We start from the raw sequence: 6,590 nt of genomic DNA, 5'->3' as shown, positions 1-6,590 counted from the left end.
GCCTACCTCGCCGCCGAACCGGGCGCGACGACGGGGGCGGGCGCATAGACGGCGGCAGGGGCAGCGCCGGCCTTGCGCGCGACGCGGATTTTCCGGTCGCCATCCTCCACCTCAATCTCGGTCAGGTTGGTGTCGTCGAGCAGCGCGGCGAGATCCCGCACCAGTTGCACATCCACCTGCATCGCGCCCTTGTCATGCTTTTCGTTCATATGAAGTCCCTGAACGGTGAATATCGTTTCCGATCGCCGCGCCTATGCGCATTTGCGCCAAAGCGCAACTTTCGTGCGCCGGGCCGACCAAGGCTAAAGTTCCAGAGCTGCTTCCAGATCCGGCTCGCGCGTGCCCAGCATGTCGATGTTGGAGCCGTCAAGAACATAGATTCTGCGTGCGTCGCCCAAAAGCTGTCCCCTTCTGCGGTTGCGACCGGGGCGACCCCGCTCCTATATGCGCGACGATCTTTAGCCTTTCCTGTCTCGGCACGTCGAGACGCCTTCGTCAATCGGGACACGCATCGTGAGCATAGACGGCACCCTTTCCATCCGCATCAATGGCGAGCATCGTCGTGTCCGCGACGGACTGACGCTGGCCGATCTGGCGAGCGAACTGGGCTTCGTGCCGGAAAAGGTGGCGGTAGAGCGCAATCTGGAGGTGGTCCCGCGATCGACCCTGGCCCAGGTGAAGGTGGAGGATGGCGACGAGCTGGAGATCGTGCATTTCGTTGGCGGTGGCGACCATCCGGTCGCCGGGGGCGGTGGGGATGTGTCGCCGGCGGATGACGACAGCTGGACGGTGGCGGGCAAGACCTTCCGTTCCCGACTGATCGTGGGAACAGGCAAATATAAGAGCTTCGAGCAGAATGCGGCAGCGCTGGCCGCGTCCGGCGCGGAAATCGTCACCGTCGCGGTGCGGCGCGTGAATGTGAGCGACCCCAAGGCCCCGATGCTGACCGACTATATCGACCCGAAGAAGGTCACTTACCTTCCCAACACGGCGGGCTGCTTCACGGGGGAGGATGCGATCCGCACGCTGCGGCTGGCGCGTGAGGCGGGCGGCTGGGACCTCGTCAAGCTGGAGGTGCTGGGCGAGGCGCGCACCCTCTATCCCGACATGGTCGAGACGCTGCGCGCCACAGAGATATTGGCCAAGGAAGGTTTCAAGCCCATGGTCTATTGCGTCGACGATCCGATCGCGGCCAAACGTCTGGAGGATGCGGGCGCGGTGGCGATCATGCCGCTGGGCGCGCCGATCGGATCGGGTCTGGGCATCCAGAACCGGGTCACCATCCGCCTGATCGTGGAGGGCACCAGGCTGCCTGTGCTGGTGGATGCAGGCGTGGGCACCGCGTCGGAGGCAGCGCAGGCGATGGAGCTTGGCTGCACCGGCGTCCTCATGAACACGGCGATCGCCGAAGCGAAGGACCCGGTGCTGATGGCCGCGGCGATGAAGGCAGGCGTGGAGGCGGGCCGCATGGCCTATCGCGCGGGGCGGATGGGCAAGCGCATGTATGCCGATCCGTCCAGTCCGCTGGCGGGCCTCATCTAGGTGCGGCGCGCAGGTCCAGGCGGCTGGCGCGGTCGAAGACGGTGAGGATCAGCGGATCGGCTTCCGCCGCGCGGATCGCGGCGTGAAATTCGATTTGCGGCATGGCTGGCGAGTCCGGTAGCGGCGCGAGCCTGCCCTCCGCCACATGAAGGCGCACCATCGGTTGCGGGAAGATGCCGATGCCGCCGCCCGCCATCACAATATCGATCATCGCACGGACGTTGTTGCACAGGTTGACGGGGCAGTCGGCGAGCCGTGACGCGGCAATGGCGTCCTTCATGATACGGTAGAGCGGCGAGAGGTTGGACAGCGACCAGATCGGCGTGTCGCCGCCGATCGAGTCAAGGATGAGGGGCGAAGCCAGCCATAGCAGGTCAACGCCGCCAATGGGCATCGTGCGCAGCATAGGGTGGGCGACTCGCCCCGCGGCGAAGGCGATGTCGGCATGTCCGGATGCCAGCTGCTGGATAAGGTCGGCGGTGAGCGCAATGTCGATCTCAAGCGACACGCGGGGGAGATCGCGTCCCAGGGCCGCGACGAAGCCCGGCAGGCAACTTGCCGCCGCAATCTCGCCCGCGCCGATGCGCACCACGCCGGTCGCGCCGGAAATGTCGCTGCATCCCATCAGCACCCCTTGGAAACGCGCCCAGAGCGGTTCGCTTTCCCGCACCAGTTCGCGGCCCGCCGGGGTCAGTGCCATGGTGCGCCCCTCGCGTCGGAACAGGGCGGTGCCCAAATGACCCTCCAGTTCCCGGACGCGGGCGGAAATGGCGGGCTGCGTCGTGTTCAGACGCGCGGCGGCGGCGGCAAAAGTGCCCAGCCGCGCGATCCACAGCAATGTTTCCAGATGATAGAAGGCGATGCGATTGATAGCCATCGTTTGTGCTTAGCTGAAAAAACAAATCATTGGTATTGATCGGTTCGGGGGCTTACACCCTCGCCAGACTTTGGAGGATGCAGGCCGATGGTGAACAAGCTCTACCCCGATGCCGCCACTGCTCTGGATGGGCTGCTGTTCGACGGCATGCAACTATGTGCGGGCGGTTTCGGGCTCTGCGGCATTCCCGAGCGGCTGATCGATGCGATTCGCGATTCGGGCGTCAAGGACCTTATCATCGCATCCAACAATGCGGGGATCGATGGAGAGGGGTTAGGCAAGCTGCTGCGCACGCGGCAGGTGAAGAAGATGATTTCTTCCTATGTCGGCGAGAACAAGGAGTTTGAGCGCCAGTTCCTCGCCGGTGAACTGGAGGTCGAATTCTGCCCGCAGGGGACGCTGGCGGAACGCTGCCGCGCCGGCGGGGCGGGCATACCGGGTTTCTATACCAAGACCGGCGTCGGCACGCAGGTGGCCGAGGGCAAGGAAGTCAAGAATTTCGACGGGCAGGATTATATCCTGGAACGCGGCATTTTTGCCGACGTCGCGATCATCAAGGGTTGGAAGGCGGACGAGAGCGGCAACCTCATCTTTCGCAAGACGGCGCGCAACTTCAACCAGCCGATGGCGACCGCGGCCAAAATCTGCGTTGCGGAGGTCGAGGAAGTCGTGCCGACCGGAAGCCTCGATCCCGATGCGATCCACCTGCCCGGCATCTATGTGAAGCGCATGATCGTGGGCGCGCCCTATGAGAAGAAGATCGAGTTCCGGACCACCCGACCGCGGGAAGCCGCGTGATGGTTCGAGCGGAGCCGAGTTGCTGCGAAGGCAGGAACGCAAGGGATCGGATCGCTGCGTTTCCGCGCATCTGGGCTCCCGTTTTCGCGGGAACATTCGCGCTTTTATTGTCCGCCTGTGCGCAGACGCCGCCGGTGGCGACATCCGCGCCCGCGCCGGCCGATCCGCCGGCAGGGATGCAATATCTCTATGGGTCGGGCGAAGGAGCGGCGATCTCGGTGCAGGCGTGGCACGCGTTGACGGCCTTTGTCTCGGACAAAATGAAGACACGGCCCGCCGAGAGCGTGGTGCTGGCGGACGGGGCCAGCCTCACCGCCCCCCGTTTCGTCCCCTGCGGGGCGAAACCCTATGCGGCCGTCTTCGACGTGGACGAAACGGTGATGCTCAACATCGGTTTCGAATATCATGATGCCCGTACCGGCAAGGGCTGGAGCGCCGCCGATTGGGACGCGTGGGAGAAGACGGGCGAGGGCGCGGTCGCGGCGGTCCCCGGCGCAGCCGAAGGTGTCGCGAAGCTGCGCGCCATGGGCGTGACGGTGATATTCAACACCAACCGCGCCGCCGCAAATGCCGATGCAACCGCGCGCGCGATCAACGCGGCTGGTCTGGGCGAGGCCGTGCATGGCGAGACGCTCTACCTTGCCGGTGACGACGGACAAGGCAGTCGCAAGGATGGGCGACGCGCGACCATAGCGGCGAAATATTGCGTGCTGGCTCTGGGCGGCGACCAGTTGGGCGACTTTTCCGATCTGTTCAACGTCGCCGGGCAGGCCGTGGCGGCGCGGCGGGCGCTGACGACCGGTACGTCTGTTTCGACATTGTGGGGGCGCGGCTGGTTCGTGCTGCCGAACCCCGTCTATGGCACCGCCTTGAAGGGCGGCTATGACGATGTGTTTCCAATGGACAAACGGTGGGAGTTGCCCGCCGGTGGAGGGAAGAACTGATGCCCTGGACTCGCGACGAGATGGCCGCGCGGGCGGCGAAGGAACTGAAGGACGGCTTCTACGTCAACCTCGGCATCGGCATCCCGACGCTGGTGGCGAACCATATTCCAGCAGGCGTGGAAGTGACGCTTCAGTCGGAAAACGGGATGCTGGGCATCGGTCCCTTCCCCTACGAGGGCGAAGAGGATCCCGACCTCATCAATGCGGGCAAGCAGACGATCAGCGAATTGCCGCAATCTGCCTATTTCTCCAGCGCCGACAGCTTCGCCATGATCCGCGGCGGACATATTGACCTGACTGTGCTGGGCGCGATGGAGGTCGCGGAAAATGGCGACATCGCCAACTGGATGATCCCCGGCAAGATGATCAAGGGCATGGGCGGGGCGATGGACCTGGTCGCGGGCGTCAAGAAGATCATCGTCGTGATGGAGCATACGTCCAAGGACGGCAGCCCCAAATTCATTCCGGCCTGCACCCTGCCGCTGACCGGCAAGAATGTCGTGGACATGATCGTGACGGATCTGTGTGTATTCCAGCGTCCTGACCATGACAGCCCGTTCAAGCTGGTAGAGCTTGCCCCCGGCGTGACGGCCGAAGAAGTCGCTGCTAAGACGAGCGCCCATTATATCAGCTAGGTCGTGTATATGAGCCTCGATGGCACCTATGATGAGGGGAATGTCTTTGCCCTCATCCTTGCGGGCAAGATTCCCTCCACCCGGCTGTATGAGGACGAGCATACATTGTCCTTCCTCGACATCATGCCGCAGACGAAGGGACATGCGCTGGTCATCTCCAAATGGTCGAAGGCCCGCAATCTGCTCGATATGGAAGACGAGGCGCTGGCGCAGGTGATGGCGACCGCGAAGAAGGTCGCCACCGCTATCCGCAAGGCACTGAAGCCCGACGGCATCCAGATCGCCCAGTTCAATGGTGCGCCGGCCGGCCAGACGATCTTTCACATGCATGTGCATATCCTGCCGCGCTGGTCCGGCGATCCCACGGGTTTCGTCGCGCATGGGCAAGGAGCGCAGGCGGATGGCGGGCAGTTGCACGCGCTGGCGCAAGAGATTCGCGCATATCTCTGATGCGGGATTGCTTCGTCGCGAGCCTGTGCCAAAGGCGCTGACATGGTGTTACGTCCTTTTAACGCGCCCGGCGCGCGTCTGGCCCTCAAAAGCAAGCGTCCCGGCGCGCGTCCGACCACGCAGGCTGGCGAGAGCGAGGTCATCCTTGATGTTTCGCGCCTGCTGTCGCGCGCCTACCACCCTTCGCCCACGGGCATCGACCGGGTTGAATATATCTATGCCCGCGAACTGCTGGAGCGGATGCCGGACCGGCTGTCCTTTGCCGCCGTGCACCCGGCCGGCGGCTATTACGGCCGTCTGAATGCCGCCGCTGTCCGCCAGTTCCTGGCCTTCACTGCGGCGAAATGGCGCAATGCCGGTTTGGATGACGAGGGGGAAGGGCGGGCGGCGGTGATCCGCCACATGTTCGCAACCCGGCCGCGGCCGGTTCCGCGCCCCACACGGCCCCGCATCTATTTGCAAGTGTCGCCGCACCACCTGGACGACCATGATCAGGTGGGTGCTATCCTCCGGGCCGAGGGCGCCAGGCTGGTGACATTGGTCCACGACGTCATTCCGCTCAGCCATCCCGAATATGCGCGGCCGCAGGGAGCCGCCGAACATCGCAAGCGGGTAAGGACGATCGACAGCTTCGCCGCCGGCATCATCGGCAACAGCCAGGCTACGATCGATGCGCTTGCGCCGCACATGGCGCGCGGCATGGAGGGCCGCGTGGTCCGCGTTGCCCATTTCGGCGCAGATGCGCCGGACATTTTTGGTGCCAAGGGCGAGGATCTGCCGGACCGGCCCTATTTCGTCTACATCTCCACCATCGAGCCGCGGAAGAATCATCTGTTGCTGCTCAACGTCTGGCGGCGACTGATCGAACAGCAGGGCGACGCTGCGCCTATGCTGGTGCTGATCGGCCGGCGCGGTTGGGAAAATGAGAATGTCATCGACATATTGGAGCGCGGCGAGGCTCTGCGCGGCCATGTAGTCGAGGCAGGCGAGGTGTCGGACAATCGCATGCACGCCCTGATGGCCGGCGCGCGGGCGATGCTCATGCCATCCTTCGTGGAAGGGTTCGGCATGCCGGTGGTGGAGGCGCTGGCGGCGGGCGTGCCGGTGATTTGCAGCGATATTTCCGCCCATCGCGAGGTGGGGGGGGACGCGCCGGACTATCTCGATCCGCTCGACGGGCTGGGATGGATGCACGCCATCAACCGCTATGCACCGCAGGTTTCCCCCGAGCGCGACGCGCAGCTGGAACGGCTCCGGCACTGGCGTGCCCCGACTTGGCGGCTCTATTTCGACATAGTGGAAGAATTGCTGGAGCAACTCAATCTTTCCGCGGGTTGACCTTTG

The 6,590-nt window shown here is 64.2% G+C and carries 7 protein-coding genes and 1 pseudogene; 6 read left to right on the top strand and 2 right to left on the bottom strand.

The window, feature by feature from the left end; genetic code table 11:
- Window positions 1-11 precede the first annotated feature (11 nt).
- A pseudogene (locus AX724_RS09805) lies at window positions 12-209 on the bottom strand (acetyl-CoA carboxylase biotin carboxyl carrier protein); the annotation flags it as partial.
- A 304-nt stretch (window positions 210-513) separates the two neighbouring features.
- On the opposite strand from AX724_RS09805, the gene thiS reads away from it, so the two are divergent.
- The gene (gene thiS, locus AX724_RS09800) at window positions 514-1,542 is read left to right on the top strand and encodes a sulfur carrier protein ThiS (RefSeq protein ID WP_082733476.1); all 1,029 of its coding nucleotides are present in this window, start codon (window positions 514-516) and stop codon (window positions 1,540-1,542) included.
- Here thiS and AX724_RS09795 read toward each other — a convergent pair.
- Window positions 1,535-2,419: a LysR family transcriptional regulator gene (locus AX724_RS09795; RefSeq protein WP_066765813.1), complete on the bottom strand. Its 885-nt coding sequence runs from the start codon at window positions 2,417-2,419 to the stop codon at window positions 1,535-1,537. The genes thiS and AX724_RS09795 overlap by 8 nt on opposite strands.
- A gap of 87 nt (window positions 2,420-2,506) precedes the next feature.
- Between AX724_RS09795 and AX724_RS09790 the strand changes: the two genes are divergently transcribed.
- From AX724_RS09790 to AX724_RS09770, 5 genes are all read left to right on the top strand, one after another.
- The gene (locus AX724_RS09790; protein WP_066765811.1) at window positions 2,507-3,217 is read left to right on the top strand and encodes a CoA transferase subunit A; all 711 of its coding nucleotides are present in this window, start codon (window positions 2,507-2,509) and stop codon (window positions 3,215-3,217) included.
- Between the two features lie 107 nt (window positions 3,218-3,324).
- A complete protein-coding gene (locus tag AX724_RS09785; protein WP_231736614.1) occupies window positions 3,325-4,161 on the top strand; it encodes an HAD family acid phosphatase in 837 nt (278 codons plus the stop codon).
- Complete coding sequence (locus AX724_RS09780; RefSeq protein WP_066765810.1) at window positions 4,161-4,796, top strand: CoA transferase subunit B; 636 nt, start codon at window positions 4,161-4,163, stop codon at window positions 4,794-4,796. The genes AX724_RS09785 and AX724_RS09780 overlap by 1 nt, the downstream gene beginning before the upstream one ends.
- A 9-nt stretch (window positions 4,797-4,805) precedes the next feature.
- Window positions 4,806-5,246, top strand: coding sequence for an HIT family protein (locus AX724_RS09775; protein WP_066765807.1), 441 nt, complete (start codon window positions 4,806-4,808; stop codon window positions 5,244-5,246).
- 42 nt (window positions 5,247-5,288) lie between these two features.
- Complete coding sequence (locus AX724_RS09770; RefSeq protein ID WP_066765805.1) at window positions 5,289-6,584, top strand: glycosyltransferase family 4 protein; 1,296 nt, start codon at window positions 5,289-5,291, stop codon at window positions 6,582-6,584.
- Window positions 6,585-6,590: the final 6 nt, after the last annotated feature.

Source organism: Sphingobium sp. CCH11-B1, assembly GCF_001556865.1.
In the GTDB taxonomy this organism is placed as follows: Bacteria; Pseudomonadota; Alphaproteobacteria; order Sphingomonadales; family Sphingomonadaceae; genus Sphingobium.
The sequence above is the reverse complement of the archived record's forward strand: the minus strand, read 5'-3'. Positions and strand labels throughout refer to the sequence as shown.